The sequence below is a fragment of the Pseudomonas sp. MT3 genome, assembly GCF_054720805.1.
In genome coordinates, this window is the sequence record NZ_JBTVPY010000004.1 from 63,209 (window position 1) to 77,101 (window position 13,893).

A 13,893-nucleotide genomic window follows, 5' to 3' on the forward strand; every position below is an offset into this window, starting at 1 on the left:
TCTTCGGTGAGAAACAACCCTCGTCCGGCAGCAGGCGGATTCGAAATGCCGGACCGTCTTCCTGGTTGGCTATCAGGGAGTGGGTTATGGACGACGTGGAATTTGCGAGGGAGCTGCGGCGACGGCAAACCGATGCGGAGCGGCGGTTGTGGGGATGTTTTCGAGATCGAAGATTTCTCGGATTGAAGTTTCGCCGGCAGGTGCCCTGCGGGATGTACGTTCTGGACTTCTACTGCCATGAGTTGAAGCTGGCGGTGGAGCTGGATGGTGGGCAGCACTTGGAGTCTGCATACGATGCTGAGCGGGATGCCTGGTTGGTGCGGCAGGGAATTAGGGTTTTGCGCTTCTGGAATCATGACGCTCTGGTGCGAACTGATAGTGTGCTGGAGGCTATTCGTTTGGTGGTCGAGTCCGGCGCGGGCTGATTGCCCTCACCCCAACCCTCTCCCGGAGGGAGAGGGGGCTGTCCTCTGCCTATCGGAATATTGGCGTTCGTCCTGATAGGTGCGCGGTGAAAGACTTGCGCTGGTAGCGAGGAACGCCTATTGAGTGGCAGCGGATTCATGATTCACGAAGTCTCACCGAAGTTTCCGGCGAAGCACCGTCCTTCACGCAGGCGCCGATCTACCCCCTCTCCCTCTGGGAGAGGGCTGGGGTGAGGGGCTCTTGCTCTGTTCCGGACTCGCCTTGAATGCCTGATTCCAGAGCTGTTGCTCAACGATCCCATCCATCCTGAAAACCTGGCACCCAAGTTGCAATCCCCTGTGCAAAGCGCCGCGTAGCGTCAAAAAACCGCGGCCAGTCGGAGGGGTAGGTAATGAGTCAGGGTGTCGAATTCAATCGTCTGCTGCTGGAAATGCGCTCCATGCAGATGGAGGCGATGGCCAAGTCGAAGGCGCAGGCTGCGCAACCGGCCGAGCCTGGCGCGCCGAGCTTTTCGCAGATGCTCACCCAGGCGGTCGACAAGGTGAACGGCACCCAGCAGGTCGCCACCGACATGGCTTCCGCCTTCGAAGTCGGCCAGAGCGGCGTCGATCTCACCGACGTGATGATCGCCTCGCAGAAAGCCAGTGTGTCCTTCCAGGCCATGACCCAGGTACGCAACAAGCTCGTCCAGGCGTACCAGGACATCATGCAGATGCCGGTCTGAGGTAGCAGGTCATGGCTGAAGCCACCGTAGACAGTCAGGTTCCCGCCAAGCTCGGCGCCGATGCGTCGAAAAAGCCGCTGCTGGGCCTGACCTTCCTCGAAAACCTCGCGGACATGCCGGTGCTGCGCCAGGTCGGCCTGCTGGTCGGTCTCGCCGCGAGCATCGCCATCGGCTTCGGCATGGTGCTCTGGTCGCAGCAGCCGGACTACAAGCCGCTGTACGGCAGCCTCAACGGCGTCGATGCCAACAAGGTGGTCGAAGCACTGGGCGCCGCCGACATCGCCTACAAGGTCGAACCCAATTCCGGCGCGCTGCTGGTGAAGGCCGACGACCTGGGTCGCGCGCGCATGAAGGTCGCCAGCGCCGGGGTTGCGCCGACCGACAACAACATCGGTTTCGAAATCCTCGACAAGGAACAGGCCCTGGGCACCAGCCAGTTCATGGAAGCGACCAATTACCGTCGCGGCCTGGAAGGCGAGTTGGCGCGCACCATCTCCAGCCTGAACAACGTCAAGGCCGCCCGCGTGCACCTGGCGATCCCGAAGAGTTCGGTGTTCGTCCGCGACGACCGCAAGCCCAGCGCCTCGGTGCTGGTGGAGCTGTATCCGGGCCGCAGCCTGGAGCCGAGCCAGGTGATGGCGATCGTCAATCTGGTGGCGACCAGCGTGCCGGAACTGGACAAGTCCCAGGTCACGGTGGTCGACCAGAAGGGCAACCTGCTGTCCGACCAGCAGGAGCTCTCCGAGCTGACGATGGCCGGCAAGCAGTTCGACTACACCCGCCGCATGGAAAGCAACCTCAACCAGCGCGTGCACAGCATCCTGCAGCCGGTGCTGGGCAGCGGCCGCTACAAGGCCGAAGTCTCCGCCGACGTCGACTTCAGCGCGGTGGAGTCCACCTCCGAATCCTACAACCCCGACCAGCCGGCGCTGCGCAGCGAGCAGAGCAACAATGAGGAACGGCAGAGCAGCAACGGCCCGCAAGGCGTGCCGGGGGCGTTGTCGAACCAGCCGCCGGGGCCGTCCAGCGCGCCGCAGACCACCGCGCAGAACGCGCCGTCCGATTATGTCGCGCCGGGCCAGCCGCTGAAGGACGCCAACGGCCAGCCGATCATCGATCCGAAGACCGGCAAGCCGGAACTGGCGCCGTACCCGACCGACAAGCGCCAGCAGAACACCCGCAACTACGAGCTGGACCGCTCGGTGAGTTACACCAAGCAGCAGCAGGGCCGCCTGCGCCGGCTTTCCGTCGCGGTGGTGCTGGATGACCGGATGATCACCGACGCCAAGACCGGCGAGGTGACCCACAAGCCGTGGAGCGCCGACGAATTGTCGCGCTTCACCCGCCTGGTGCAGGATGCCGTGGGCTACGACGCCAGCCGTGGCGACAGTGTCAGCGTGATCAACGCGCCGTTCGCCCCCGAGCAGGGCGAGGAGATCGTTTCCCCGCCGTTCTACTCGCAGCCCTGGTTCTGGGACGTGGTCAAGCAGGTGCTGGGCATCGTCTTCATCCTGGTGCTGGTGCTGGGCGTGCTGCGCCCGGTGCTGAACAACCTGTCCGGCAGCAAGGGCAAGGCCCTGATGGCCGGCGGCGTTGGCGCCGACGGCGGCCTGGGCGAGCTGGGCGGCCTGGACGGCGAGCTGTCGGACGACCGCGTCAGCCTCGGTGGCCCCGCCAGTATTCTGCTGCCCAGCCCTTCCGAGGGGTACGATGCGCAGCTCAATGCGATCAAGAGCCTGGTCGCGCAGGACCCCGGGCGTGTCGCTCAGGTGGTGAAAGAGTGGATCAATTCCGATGAGTGACCGCACATGAGCGAACCTCGGGCGAACGCCAAACTGAACAAGGTCGACAAGGCCGCCATCCTCCTGCTGTCCCTCGGCGAGACCGACGCGGCGCAGGTGCTGCGGCACATGGGGCCCAAGGAAGTACAGAAGGTCGGCGTGGCGATGGCGCAGATGCGCAACGTGCACCGCGAGCAGGTCGAGCAGGTGATGGGCGAGTTCGTCGAGATCGTCGGCGACCAGACCAGCCTGGGCGTCGGCGCCGACAGCTACATCCGCAAGATGCTCACCCAGGCCCTGGGCGAGGACAAGGCCAACAACCTGATCGACCGTATCCTGCTGGGCGGCAACACCAGCGGCCTGGACAGTCTGAAGTGGATGGAGCCGCGCGCCGTGGCCGACGTGATCCGCTACGAGCACCCGCAGATCCAGGCCATCGTGGTCGCCTACCTCGATCCGGATCAGGCCGCCGAAGTGCTCGGCCACTTCGACCACAAGGTGCGCCTGGACATCGTCCTGCGCGTGTCCTCGCTGAACACTGTGCAGCCGTCCGCGCTCAAGGAACTGAACCTGATCCTGGAGAAGCAGTTCGCCGGCAACGCCAATTCCACCCGCACCACGATGGGCGGCGTGAAGCGCGCGGCGGACATCATGAACTTCCTCGACAGCTCCGTGGAAGGCGCGCTGATGGACGCCATCCGCGACGTGGACGAAGACCTTTCCGGGCAGATCGAAGACCTCATGTTCGTCTTCGACAACCTGGCCGACGTCGACGACCGTGGCATCCAGGCGCTGCTGCGGGAGGTGTCCTCCGACGTGCTGGTGCTGGCGCTCAAGGGCTCCGACGAGGCGATCCGCGAGAAGATCTTCCGCAACATGTCCAAGCGCGCCGCCGAACTGCTGCGCGACGACCTGGAGGCCAAGGGCCCGGTGCGCGTCAGCGAAGTGGAGAGCGCGCAGAAGGAGATCCTCACCATCGCGCGGCGCATGGCCGAGTCCGGCGAGATCGTGCTCGGCGGCAAGGGCGGCGAGGAGATGATCTAAGTGGTGCCCCCGGCGAAAGACGAACAGGAGCTCAGCGAGCTGATCCGCGCCCGCGACGTCTCGGGCTTCGACCGCTGGTCGCTGCCCAGCTTCGACCCGGTCAAGCCGCTGCCCGAACCCGAGCCTGAGCCCGAACCCGTGGCCGAGGAGCCGCAGATCGAGGAAGTGCCGGAGGAAGAGGTCAAGCCGCTGACGCTGGAAGAGCTCGAGGCGATCCGCCAGGACGCTTACAACGAGGGGTTTTCCACCGGCGAGAAGGACGGCTTTCATGCCGGCCAGTTGAAGGCGCGCCAGGAAGCCGACGCCGCCCTGCAACTGCGCCTGCAATCCCTGGAAACCCTGATGGGGCAACTGTTCGACCCCATCGCCGAACAGGACCAGATGCTCGAGCAGGGCATGCTCAGTCTGGTGACCCACGTGGTGCGCCAGGTGGTGCAGCGCGAACTGGCCACCGATTCGAGCCAGATCCGCCAGGTGCTGCGCGAGGCGCTGAAGCTGCTGCCGATGGGCGCGGGCAATATCCGTATCCAGGTCAACCCGCAGGACTTCGAGCTGGTCAAGGCACTGCGTGACCGTCATGAGGAAAGCTGGCGTATCGTCGAGGACGACAGCCTGCTGCCGGGCGGCTGCCGTATCGAGACCGAACACTCGCGCATCGACGCGAGCATCGAGACGCGCCTGACCCAGGCGGTCAAGCAGCTCTTCGAACAGCAGCGCGAGCAGGCGACCCACGCGCTGGCGCCGGACCTGCATATCGACCTGGGCTCGACCGATGCGTCTTGAGCGGGTCAGTTTCGCCCGCCGCCTGCAAGGCTACAGCGAGGCGGTGACCCTGCCGGCGCAGCCGGTGGTGGAAGGCCGCCTGCTGCGCATGGTCGGCCTGACCCTGGAGGCCGAAGGCTTGCAGGCGTCGGTCGGCAGCCGTTGCCAGGTGATCAACGACGGCGGTTACCACCCGGTGCAGGTAGAGGCCGAGGTGATGGGCTTCTCCGGCAGCAAGATCTACCTGATGCCGGTGGGCAGCCTCGCCGGCATCGCCCCCGGCGCTCGCGTGGTACCGCTGCCGGATTCCGGCCGCCTGCCGATGGGCATGTCGATGCTCGGCCGCGTGCTCGATGGCGTCGGCCGCGCGCTGGACGGCAAGGGCGGCATGCGCGCCGAGGATTGGGTGCCGATGGAAGGCCCGATCATCAACCCACTGGCGCGCGACCCGATCCACGAGCCGATGGACGTCGGCATCCGCTCGATCAATTCCCTGCTCACCGTCGGCCGCGGCCAGCGCCTGGGCCTGTTCGCCGGTACCGGTGTGGGTAAGTCGGTGCTGCTGGGCATGATGACCCGCTTCACCAAGGCCGACATCATCGTGGTCGGGCTGATCGGCGAGCGGGGCCGCGAGGTGAAGGAATTCATCGAGCACATTCTCGGCGAGGAAGGCCTGAAGCGTTCCGTGGTCGTCGCCTCGCCAGCGGATGACGCGCCGCTGATGCGCCTGCGTGCCGCGCAGTACTGCACGCGCATCGCCGAATATTTCCGCGACAAGGGCAAGAACGTCCTGCTGCTGATGGACTCTCTGACCCGCTACGCCCAGGCCCAGCGCGAGATCGCCCTGGCCATCGGCGAGCCGCCGGCGACCAAGGGCTATCCGCCGTCGGTGTTCGCCAAGCTGCCACGCCTGGTGGAGCGCGCCGGCAACGGCGAGAAGGGCGGCGGTTCGATCACGGCCTTCTACACCGTGCTCAGCGAGGGTGACGACCAGCAGGACCCGATCGCCGACGCCGCCCGGGGCGTGCTCGACGGCCACTTCGTGCTGTCGCGCCGGCTGGCCGAGGAAGGCCATTACCCGGCCATCGACATCGAAGCCTCGATCAGCCGGGTGATGCCGCAGGTCACCAGCCCCGAGCACCTGCGCGACGCCCAGCGCTTCAAGCAGCTGTGGTCACGCTACCAGCAGAGCCGCGATTTGATCAGCGTCGGCGCCTACGTGGCCGGCGGCGACCCGGAGACCGACCTGGCGATCCAGCGCTTCCCGATCATGCGCCAGTTCCTCCGCCAGGCCCTGGACGAAAGCCAGAACCTCGACGACAGCCGTTTGCTGCTCGACGCCGTGGTCAGCGGCAAGGCCGGCTGATGCCCGGCGGCTTCCATAAGGACCGACCATGAACCGCCGCGCCGAACGCCTCGCGCCGGTGGTGGACATGGCGCTCAAGGCCGAGCGCGAAGCCGCGCGCCAGCTCGGCCTGGTGCAGAACCAACTGCTGCAGGCGCAGCGCAAGCTCGCCGAGCTCGAACGCTATCGCCTGGACTACCAGCAGCAGTGGATTCGCAACGGCCAGCAGGGCGTAACCGGGCAGTGGCTGATCAACTACCAGCGCTTCCTCTCGCAGCTGGAAACCGCTGTCGAGCAGCAGAACCGCGCGGTGGAATGGCACCAGGGCAGCGTCGACAAGGCCCGCGCCGCCTGGCAGGAGAAGTACGCCCGCCTGGAAGGCCTGCGCAAGCTGGTGGAACGCTACCGCGAGGAAGCGCGCGCCGCCGCCGACAAGTACGAGCAGAAGCAGCTCGATGAATTCGCCCAGCGTTTGAGGCCGGGCGGGCCCTGAGCCTCAGAGGCTGATCTGATACTGCTCCAACTGCTGCTTGTGTTCGGGCTCGACGTATTGCTTGTCGACGCTCTTGGCGAACGCCTGGAAGTCGCTGCGGGCGTCGGATCTCTGCCCCAGCCGGTCGTACGCGACGCCGCGATAGTAATGGGCCCAGGCGTAGTCGGGCTGTTTCATCAGCCCCGCGCTCAGCGCCTCGGCCGCCTCGCGGTTGCGCCCCAGATCGAGCAGCGCCAGGCCCTGGTGATAGTAGGTCGGCATGTGGAATCCGGCGCCAACGCCTGCTTCGCCCAGCCCCTTGTCGAGGTTCGACTCGACCAGTTCCAGGGCCTTCTGCGGATTACCCGCAACCCGGTAGTAGCGGCTCAGGGTCAGGACGTCGCGCCCATAGGTGTGCGGATCGACCTTGATGGACTTTTCCTGGGTGGCGATGGCCTCCGGGTAGCGTTTGAGCTGTTCGTAGGCGTCCGCCTGGATCGAGTACAGCGCGCTCAGCCCGCGAGGCGACAGGGTGTTCTTCTGCTGGCACAGGTCGGCCTGTTCCACGGCGCGCGCATAGTCGCCGTCCTTGTGCGCCTGGCTGGTCGCCGTGCAGTAGGCGAAGTTGGGGTCGGCCTGGCGGCCGGCGCAACCGGCGAGCAGGGCGGGGGTGGCGAGAAGGAGTATCCAGGTGGCTTTCATCGAAGCGTCCTTGTCAGTCGAACAGATGGGCGTCCAGATCGGGGCGATAGACCTGCAGCAGCGGTGCGGTGACGGTGCCCTGCAGCGAGCAGAACACCTTGGAGCCGCCGGCGAAGGGGGGCTTGTCGCCGCCGGACTCGACGCTCAGGATGCGCTCCACATTGCCGAAGGGCGTCGCATTGCCGGGGCCCGGCAGGTTCTCGGTGCGCCAGTGCTGGATCGGGTCGCCGACCCGGCGCATCTCCGGCCGCGTGACCGCGTTGCGTTGCGTCACGAAGCGCGCGTTGTCGGCGACCAGGGGGCGGAGTTTGCCAGCCACCTGCTCCACGTCGCCTTCGGCCACGAAGCCCCAGAACAGGAAGTTGCCGACCTCGGAGAGCGTCATGGCCTCGTCGTAATAACCCAGCAGGCGCACGCCGTTGACCACCAGCGGCTCGCGGAACGCCTGGTAGCGGCCGCCTTCCTGCAGGCGGTTGGCCACGCGCGGCGAACTGACGCCATTCTGGCTGGACAGCTCCATGTGGGCGGCGACGGTTGCGGGGTTGGCCTGCAGCGCCTGGAAGAAGCTGGCGTCGCAGCGCGAGAAGGTCGAGAACAGTTGCTCGGGCGTTTCATCCTGGGCATTCGCCGTGGCGGCGAACATCACGCCCAGCAGCAGGCCGGGGAAGCGCTGGAAATATCGCATCGGATCATCCATGACAGGGTTGGGGACACGGGGAGCGTACCGGAACAGAGCTGCCGACGCACCTGCGCAGGGGTATCCGTGTGGCTGTGTTAGGCTTTTTCCCCCCAGGCAGGCTCAACGGTCAGGCAGCGGATGTTCGACGACTTTCTGAAACGGTGGAACCTGGACATCGACGGCGATCCCATCGTTACCCACAGCAGCCACCTGCTGCCGGTGCGCTGGCAGGGCCGCGCAGCGATGATCAAGATCGCCCTCGAGGCGGAAGAACAGGCCGGCTCGCGGGTCATGCGCTGGTGGGACGGAGAGGGCGCGGCGCGGGTCTATGCCCACGACGGCGAGGTGATCCTGATGGAGCGCGCCGAGGGCACGCGCTCGCTGATGCACATGGCCCTGCACGGCGAGGACGACCAGGCCAGCCGCATCGCCTGCGACGTGGTGCGGCACCTGCACCGGCCGCGCGGCAAACCCTTGCCGGAGCTGATCGGCCTGCGCGCCTGGTTCCGCGACCTGGCGCCCGCCGCCGCACGCTACGGCGGCCTGTTCCCGCGCTGCCTGGACACCGCCGAAGCGCTGCTGGCCAGCGAGCACGACAAGGCCGTGCTGCACGGCGACATCCACCACGACAACATCCTCGACTTCGGCCCGCGTGGCTGGCTGGTGATCGATCCCAAGCGCCTCCACGGCGAGCGTCTGTTCGACTACGCCAACCTGCTCTGCAACCCGGACCTGCCGACCTCCCGCGAGCGTTGGCGCTTCCTTCGCCAGCTGGACGTGCTGGTCGAGCACGGCGGGCTGGACCGGCGCCGCCTGCTGGAGTGGGTGCTGGCCTTCGCCGGGCTGTCCGCCGCCTGGTTCCTCGACGATGACATGGCCGCCGACAGCGACCTGGCGGTGGCGCACCTGGCTGCGGCGGAACTGGACCGGATGTCATGCCGTGCCTGATCGACGCGGGTCACGCCTCCTCATCGGCATGGCCAGGATGGCGACCTGCAGGAGCGAGCTTGCTCGCGAACGGGTTTCCCCGGCGACATCGGCGTTGGGTGGGTTCGCGAGCAAGCTCGCCGCGACGAAATGCGTTGGTGCGCGAGTCAGAAAAACGGCCGCGAAGCCTTGAACATGAAGGCGGTATCGCAATAGGTGTTGTGCCCGGAGTAGGCGCTGCAATCGCTGCCGGTCAGGCTGCTGCCGCTGTAGGAAAAGTTCAGGTCGATGCCCAGCCAGGGCCGGCTGAGGTTCACCGACCAGTCGCCGAAATCGCTGACGCTGCCGCCGCCGCTCAGGCTCGCCGGCTCGGCGAGGCTGTAGGTGGAGTACTTGAAGGACAGGTCGAAGCCCACGTCCTGTTCCAGGCCCAGGTCGGTGAACAGCGTCGCGCTGCTGCGGCCGCCCTGGCTGCTGTAGGCCGCGCCGAGGCGGCTGCCGAACACCGAGAGGCCGCCGTACAGCGCCTGGCTGTCGAAGTCCGGCTGCTCGGGGCGGGTGTAGCGCAGGGTGCCCAGTTCGTAGCCCAGCTTGCCGTTGCCCAGCGGGTGCTTGAAGCCCGTGTAGGTGTCGATCTCCAGTGGCTTTTCCTGCTCGAGGTTCGAGGTCCAGCTGCCGACGTACCAGCCGCTGGAGTGGCTGACGTCCACACCGCCCTGGGCGCTGTTCGCCTGGCCGGGCTGGACCAGCCCCTGGGCCATGCTGCGGGTCGGTGAATTGGCGAGTTTCAGCTCGAAATCGCCCAGCTCGCGCTGCATCACCTGGGCATTCGCATACGGCACCGTGCAAACAGCGCAGGCCACGATGAGAATGGACTTGTGCATGCTCCCCTCCATTGCAGAGCGCAACCCGGCGCAGGCTTCTGGCGAGCCTCGGTCGGGTATCGCAGCACAAAAGGGTAACGGCATTTGCCCTGTCCGTGTGGGCCGATGGTCCATTTCGCTGAAATTCGGCAGGGCCCGGTGATGGCTTTCCGATAGCTTCCGAGGTTGCCGCTGCCATGACTTGCTGCTACATCTTCAGACGCGCCGTGCTCGCCCTTCGGAGCGGTCTCGGGCTTGCCACTGCGCTACGCTTCGTTTCACTCGTTTCCACTGCGCCCGGCTGAGCCCGGCGTGACCTTGAACAGGCCCCAAAGGAGAACCGCATGGCCATCACTTCCGTACCTTCCGCTGACGGGCAGGAACTGACCATCGTGATCCAGGGGCGTTTCGATTTCGGCGCGCACCAGGAGTTTCGCGACGCCTACGAACGCGTCGATACCACGCCCAAGCGCTACGTGGTGGACCTCAAGGGCGCCACCTACCTGGACAGCTCGGCGCTGGGCATGCTGCTCCTGCTGCGCGACCATGCCGGCGGCGAGAACGCACAGATCAGCCTGGAGCACTGCAACCCGGACGTGCGCAAGATCCTCGCCATCTCCAACTTCGAACAGCTGTTCACGATCAGCTGAACCGGCTGTCTGCCAGACGAGCGCGGACATGGCTGACTTCCTCACGGTCCTGATCGCCGACGACAACGCCGCCGACCGCCTGCTGCTGTCCACCATCGTCAGCCGCCAGGGGCATCGGGTGATTACCGCCGCCAATGGCCTGGAGGCGTTGGCATTGTTCGCCCAGGAGCGCCCGCAACTGGTGCTGATGGACGCGCTGATGCCGGTGATGGATGGCTTCGAGGCCGCGCGCAGGATTCGCCGGCAGGCCGGCGAAGAGCTGGTGCCGATCATCTTCCTCACTTCGCTGAGCGAGACCGAGGCGCTGGTGCAGAGCCTGGAGGCGGGCGGCGATGACTTCATCTCCAAGCCCTACAACCGCGTCATCCTCGAAGCCAAGATTCGCGCGATGGGCCGCCTGCACCACCTGCAGCGGATGGTGCTGGAGCAGCGCGACCTGATCGCCCGGCACAACGAACACCTGCTCAACGAGCAGCGGGTGGCCAAGGCGGTGTTCGACAAGGTGGCGCACTCGGGCTGCCTCAACGCAGCGAACATCCGTTACCTGCAATCGCCCTTCGCGCTGTTCAACGGCGACCTGTTGCTGGCGGCGTTCAAGCCCTCCGGCGGCATGCACGTGCTGCTCGGCGACTTCACCGGCCACGGCCTGCCGGCGGCCATCGGCGCCATGCCGCTGGCCGAGGTGTTCTATGGCATGACCGCCAAGGGCTATCCGATGGCGGACATCCTTCGCGAGATGAACGCCAAGCTCAAGCGCATCCTCCCGGTGGGCGTGTTCTGCTGCGCGACCATGCTCAACCTGAGCTTCCAGCGCGGCCTGGTTGAGGTGTGGAACGGTGGCCTGCCCAATGGCTACCTGCTGCGCGAGGACAAGCGCGAAGCGCTGCCGCTGGTGTCGCGCCACTTGCCGCTGGGTATTCTGGATGCGGCGGCGTTCAATGAACACTGCGAGGTCTACGGCATGGAGGAGGGCGACCGCGTGTTCCTCTTCTCCGATGGCGTGACCGAGGCGCGCAATGCCGCCGGCGAGATGTTCGGCGAGCAGCGCCTGCGCGAGGTCTACGAAAGCGAGCCGTCGCCGTCGCGCCTGTTCGACAGCATCCAGTCGGCGCTGGCGCGCTTCCGCGGCGAGGTGCAGGACGACGTCAGCATGCTGGAAGTCGTGCTGGTGCCGGAGCACTCGCTGCAACGGCCGCCGCTGGCCTTCTCCGACAGCGGCCTGAGCGGCCCGCTGGACTGGTCCGCCAGCTTCGAGTTTCGCGCGCCGACCTTGCGCCATTTCAACCCGCTGCCGTTCCTGCTGCAGCTGTTGATGGAAGTGCAGGACCTGCGGCCCAAGGGTGGTGCGCTCTACACTGTGCTGGCCGAGCTGTATTCCAACGCCCTGGAGCACGGCGTGATGGGCCTGGATTCCTCGCTCAAATGCGACGCCGCCGGTTTCGCCCGCTATTACCAGCAGCGCAGCCAGCGCCTGGCGGAATTGCGCGACGGCTTCGTGCGCTTCCACCTCGACCTCGCGCCCCACGGCGAGGGCGGGCGCCTGCTGGTGCGGGTGGAGGACAGTGGCGATGGCTTCGACGTTGGTGCGGTACTGGCCTCCCAGCGCGCCGCCGGCAGCCTCTGCGGGCGCGGCCTGGCGCTGGTACGGCAGTTGGCGGACCGCTGCCAGTGGTCGGCTGATGGCACATCGGTCTCCGTGGAGTTCTTCTGGTCGGCTCAGGCATAATCCGGCCTTCGCTCGCCCCGCCGGGTGGCGAGCTGACCTACCGGGAGTGCCGAATGTCCGAGCCGCATCTCGATGGCGCCGTGCTGAGCAACCTGCTGTCGATCATGGAAGACGAGTACCCGTTGCTGGTGGAGACCTTCCTGAGCGATTCCGAGGAGCGTCTGCGTGGTATCCGTGCGGCCTTCGCGACGGCCGATGGCGCTGCGTTGCGCCATGCGGCGCACAGCTTCAAGGGCAGTTGCGGGAACATGGGCGCCACCGTGCTGAGCGGCCTGTGCAAGCAGCTCGAAGAGGCTGCCCGGCACAACGACCTGGCCGCCGCGCAGGGGCTGATCGCGAAAGTCGAGCGCGAATTTTCCATCGTCCGCACCCTGTTGCTGCCCGGCCGCACCTGACCCTCCCTACCTGAAGAGCGACTTGGCCCGCCCCTTGCTATCTCCGTGATGGATATTCACATCAACGGAGAACTCCGATGGCTGTCGCCCCGGATATTTTATTGACCCCCACGCCGGACCCCAGGCCCAAGGCGGCGCTCTCCAAGCCTGCGCAGAATTTGCCCGACCCCGCCAACGACAGGGGTTCCAGCTTTGCCGACGTCTACGCGCAGGAGAAGCGCCCGGCGGCCAGTGAGCGCCCCGACAAGGCGGCCAAGTCCAAGGTCGAGAAGCCCAAAGACGCCTCCGACAAGGACGCCAAGGCCAGCGACACTCGGAATGCCGCTGCCGCCGACAAGCCAACGGTTGCCGAAGACGGCAAGGCCTTGCCGGCCGACGGCGAGGAGAAGCCCGAGGCGACCCTCGACCCGCTGCTGATGCTGGGCATGACCGGCCAATTGCCGGCCCCGGCCAGCGAAGCGCCGCCCCTGGTGATCAGCACTGGCGTGGGCCAGCAGACCGTGGCCAGCACGGATGGCGACCTGGAAAAGCTCAACGCGCTGCCGGGCGTGACCCTGGCCCTCGACCAGGGCGCGCAGGACCAGGCGCTGCAACTCCAGCAGACGCAGGTGGCCGGTGACGTGGCGGCCAGGGCCGGTGACAAGCCGGTGGACGGCAACGGCAAGGCCGACCTGTCGGCAATGCTCTCGGCACTGAACCCGGATGCGGCGGCGAAAGCTGCCGACGGCAAGCTGGCCGACGGCGCCTTGCAGGCCACGGACCTGGGCCAGGCGTTGCCGGAGTTGCAGGCCCAGGCCAAGCCCGAGGCGCCACGCAACGAGTCCTTCGCCGCGCGGCTGGAGTCGCTGACCCAGGCACTCAATACGCCGCAGGCCATGACCAATCGCCCGGTGAATCCGCTGGTGCCGGGGCAACCGGTGTCGGTGCAGCAGAACGGCTGGACCGACCAGGTGGTGGACCGGGTGATGTGGATGTCGTCGCAAAACCTCAAGTCCGCCGAGATCCAGATGGACCCGGCCGACCTCGGGCGCCTGGAGGTGCGCATCCACATGAGCGCCGACCAGACCCAGGTGAACTTCGTCAGCGCCAACGCCAACGTGCGCGAAGCGCTGGACAGCCAGCAGCACCGTCTGCGCGAGATGTTCAGCCAGCAGGGCATGGGGCAGCTCGACGTCAACGTTTCCGACCAGTCCGCCCGCGGCTGGCAGCAGCAACAGGGTGGTGATGATCGCGGTGGTTCGCGCCGGGTTGCCGGCTCCGATGGCGACGACGAGCCGATGATCGGCGGTGTGTCCGAGATTCGCCCGCGGGTGGCGGCGCAGGGCCGGGGGCTGGTGGATTACTACGCCTGATAGCGGCTCGGGCGTTCTTGTAGGAGCGAGCTTGCTCGCGAACAG

15 protein-coding genes are annotated in these 13,893 nt (G+C 66.5%); 12 read left to right on the top strand and 3 right to left on the bottom strand.

Going from position 1 to position 13,893, the window contains the following annotated elements:
* Positions 1-86: 86 nt before the first annotated feature.
* From ACYCAX_RS05430 to fliJ, 7 genes are all read left to right on the top strand, one after another.
* Positions 87-425: an endonuclease domain-containing protein gene (locus tag ACYCAX_RS05430; RefSeq protein ID WP_294973483.1), complete on the top strand. Its 339-nt coding sequence runs from the start codon at positions 87-89 to the stop codon at positions 423-425.
* Between the two features lie 392 nt (positions 426-817).
* Positions 818-1,150, top strand: coding sequence for a flagellar hook-basal body complex protein FliE (gene fliE, locus ACYCAX_RS05435; protein ID WP_015476516.1), 333 nt, complete (start codon positions 818-820; stop codon positions 1,148-1,150).
* An 11-nt stretch (positions 1,151-1,161) separates the two neighbouring features.
* The gene (gene fliF, locus ACYCAX_RS05440) at positions 1,162-2,952 is read left to right on the top strand and encodes a flagellar basal-body MS-ring/collar protein FliF (protein ID WP_460247550.1); all 1,791 of its coding nucleotides are present in this window, start codon (positions 1,162-1,164) and stop codon (positions 2,950-2,952) included.
* A gap of 6 nt (positions 2,953-2,958) precedes the next feature.
* Entirely contained in the window at positions 2,959-3,975 is a 1,017-nt protein-coding gene (gene fliG / locus ACYCAX_RS05445; protein ID WP_460247551.1) for a flagellar motor switch protein FliG, read from the top strand.
* A complete protein-coding gene (gene fliH, locus ACYCAX_RS05450) occupies positions 3,976-4,758 on the top strand; it encodes a flagellar assembly protein FliH (RefSeq protein WP_294973477.1) in 783 nt (260 codons plus the stop codon).
* The gene (fliI, locus tag ACYCAX_RS05455; RefSeq protein WP_015476520.1) at positions 4,748-6,103 is read left to right on the top strand and encodes a flagellar protein export ATPase FliI; all 1,356 of its coding nucleotides are present in this window, start codon (positions 4,748-4,750) and stop codon (positions 6,101-6,103) included. Before fliH ends, fliI begins: the two co-directional genes overlap by 11 nt.
* 28 nt (positions 6,104-6,131) lie before the next feature.
* Positions 6,132-6,575, top strand: a complete 444-nt coding sequence (gene fliJ / locus ACYCAX_RS05460) for a flagellar export protein FliJ (protein WP_294973474.1) — start codon at positions 6,132-6,134, stop codon at positions 6,573-6,575.
* A gap of 3 nt (positions 6,576-6,578) precedes the next feature.
* On the opposite strand, the gene ACYCAX_RS05465 is transcribed toward fliJ, so the two are convergent.
* Entirely contained in the window at positions 6,579-7,256 is a 678-nt protein-coding gene (locus ACYCAX_RS05465) for a tetratricopeptide repeat protein (protein WP_015476522.1), read from the bottom strand.
* 13 nt (positions 7,257-7,269) lie between these two features.
* The gene (locus ACYCAX_RS05470) at positions 7,270-7,941 is read right to left on the bottom strand and encodes a hypothetical protein (RefSeq protein WP_015476523.1); all 672 of its coding nucleotides are present in this window, start codon (positions 7,939-7,941) and stop codon (positions 7,270-7,272) included.
* Between the two features lie 132 nt (positions 7,942-8,073).
* Between ACYCAX_RS05470 and ACYCAX_RS05475 the strand changes: the two genes are divergently transcribed.
* Complete coding sequence (locus ACYCAX_RS05475; RefSeq protein ID WP_460247552.1) at positions 8,074-8,883, top strand: aminoglycoside phosphotransferase family protein; 810 nt, start codon at positions 8,074-8,076, stop codon at positions 8,881-8,883.
* 146 nt (positions 8,884-9,029) lie between these two features.
* Here ACYCAX_RS05475 and ACYCAX_RS05480 read toward each other — a convergent pair whose 3' ends face one another.
* Positions 9,030-9,746, bottom strand: a complete 717-nt coding sequence (locus ACYCAX_RS05480; RefSeq protein ID WP_015476525.1) for a TorF family putative porin — start codon at positions 9,744-9,746, stop codon at positions 9,030-9,032.
* Positions 9,747-10,069: 323 nt separating this feature from the next.
* Here ACYCAX_RS05480 and ACYCAX_RS05485 point away from each other — a divergent pair, with 323 nt between their 5' ends.
* The 4 genes from ACYCAX_RS05485 to ACYCAX_RS05500 all read left to right on the top strand — a co-directional run bounded on the left by ACYCAX_RS05485 (position 10,070) and on the right by ACYCAX_RS05500 (position 13,848).
* On the top strand, positions 10,070-10,375 hold the full coding sequence (locus ACYCAX_RS05485; RefSeq protein ID WP_294973467.1) for an STAS domain-containing protein: 306 nt from the start codon (positions 10,070-10,072) through the stop codon (positions 10,373-10,375).
* A 28-nt stretch (positions 10,376-10,403) separates the two neighbouring features.
* On the top strand, positions 10,404-12,101 hold the full coding sequence (locus ACYCAX_RS05490; protein ID WP_294973465.1) for an ATP-binding SpoIIE family protein phosphatase: 1,698 nt from the start codon (positions 10,404-10,406) through the stop codon (positions 12,099-12,101).
* 53 nt (positions 12,102-12,154) lie between these two features.
* A complete protein-coding gene (locus ACYCAX_RS05495) occupies positions 12,155-12,496 on the top strand; it encodes an Hpt domain-containing protein (protein WP_015476528.1) in 342 nt (113 codons plus the stop codon).
* Positions 12,497-12,573: 77 nt separating this feature from the next.
* Positions 12,574-13,848 carry a flagellar hook-length control protein FliK gene (locus ACYCAX_RS05500; RefSeq protein ID WP_460247553.1) on the top strand — a complete coding sequence of 425 codons (1,275 nt, stop codon included), beginning with the start codon at positions 12,574-12,576 and terminating at the stop codon, positions 13,846-13,848.
* The last annotated feature ends 45 nt before the right edge of the window (positions 13,849-13,893 follow it).

Excerpts from the sequence above, each read along its gene's own strand:
- ACYCAX_RS05430 (WP_294973483.1), top strand. The coding sequence starts at position 87 with ATGGACGACGTGGAATTTGCGAGGGAGCTGCGGCGACGGCAAACCGAT.
- fliE (WP_015476516.1), top strand. The coding sequence starts at position 818 with ATGAGTCAGGGTGTCGAATTCAATCGTCTGCTGCTGGAAATGCGCTCC.
- fliF (WP_460247550.1), top strand. The coding sequence starts at position 1,162 with ATGGCTGAAGCCACCGTAGACAGTCAGGTTCCCGCCAAGCTCGGCGCC.
- fliG (WP_460247551.1), top strand. The coding sequence starts at position 2,959 with ATGAGCGAACCTCGGGCGAACGCCAAACTGAACAAGGTCGACAAGGCC.
- fliI (WP_015476520.1), top strand. The coding sequence starts at position 4,748 with ATGCGTCTTGAGCGGGTCAGTTTCGCCCGCCGCCTGCAAGGCTACAGC.
- fliJ (WP_294973474.1), top strand. The coding sequence starts at position 6,132 with ATGAACCGCCGCGCCGAACGCCTCGCGCCGGTGGTGGACATGGCGCTC.
- ACYCAX_RS05465 (WP_015476522.1), bottom strand. The coding sequence starts at position 7,256 with ATGAAAGCCACCTGGATACTCCTTCTCGCCACCCCCGCCCTGCTCGCC.
- ACYCAX_RS05470 (WP_015476523.1), bottom strand. The coding sequence starts at position 7,941 with ATGCGATATTTCCAGCGCTTCCCCGGCCTGCTGCTGGGCGTGATGTTC.
- ACYCAX_RS05475 (WP_460247552.1), top strand. The coding sequence starts at position 8,074 with ATGTTCGACGACTTTCTGAAACGGTGGAACCTGGACATCGACGGCGAT.
- ACYCAX_RS05480 (WP_015476525.1), bottom strand. The coding sequence starts at position 9,746 with ATGCACAAGTCCATTCTCATCGTGGCCTGCGCTGTTTGCACGGTGCCG.
- ACYCAX_RS05485 (WP_294973467.1), top strand. The coding sequence starts at position 10,070 with ATGGCCATCACTTCCGTACCTTCCGCTGACGGGCAGGAACTGACCATC.
- ACYCAX_RS05490 (WP_294973465.1), top strand. The coding sequence starts at position 10,404 with ATGGCTGACTTCCTCACGGTCCTGATCGCCGACGACAACGCCGCCGAC.
- ACYCAX_RS05495 (WP_015476528.1), top strand. The coding sequence starts at position 12,155 with ATGTCCGAGCCGCATCTCGATGGCGCCGTGCTGAGCAACCTGCTGTCG.
- ACYCAX_RS05500 (WP_460247553.1), top strand. The coding sequence starts at position 12,574 with ATGGCTGTCGCCCCGGATATTTTATTGACCCCCACGCCGGACCCCAGG.